Origin of the sequence: Mesorhizobium sp. M2E.F.Ca.ET.209.01.1.1, from assembly GCF_004010375.2 — a bacterium.
Lineage (GTDB): Bacteria > Pseudomonadota > Alphaproteobacteria > Rhizobiales > Rhizobiaceae > Mesorhizobium.
This window is the reverse complement of sequence record NZ_SADP02000903.1, coordinates 1-311: the sequence shown is the minus strand read 5'-3', so window position 1 is coordinate 311 and position 311 is coordinate 1. Positions and strand designations below refer to the sequence as shown.

Genomic DNA, 311 nt, shown 5'->3' with positions numbered 1-311 from the left:
ATTGCCTCGTAGGTGGTCGGCCCGCTGAAGCTGGTACCGCCTATGCTGACGGAAAGCGGACAGGAGCGGCCGCCCGGGGAAAAGTCCATTTCGCGTATCCGTCGGCGGATGCTTTCGGCAACCAGCCAGGATTGCGAGGGGTCGACACCGGGAAGGAATACGCCGAACTCCTCGTCGCCGATGCGTCCGACGATATCGCCGCCGCGCAGCTGGCCCTTGATCGCCTGCGCGATCAGCTTGAGCGCCTGGTCGCCGCAATCATGGCCGAGGCGGTCGTTGATCGACTTGAAGTGGTCGACGTCGACGATGAG

At 64.0% G+C, this 311-nt stretch carries 1 protein-coding gene; it reads right to left on the bottom strand.

The window, feature by feature from the left end:
• Positions 1–311, bottom strand: a 311-nt coding sequence (locus EN852_RS38410) for a GGDEF domain-containing protein (RefSeq protein WP_135879876.1), incomplete at both ends; no start/stop codon positions are given.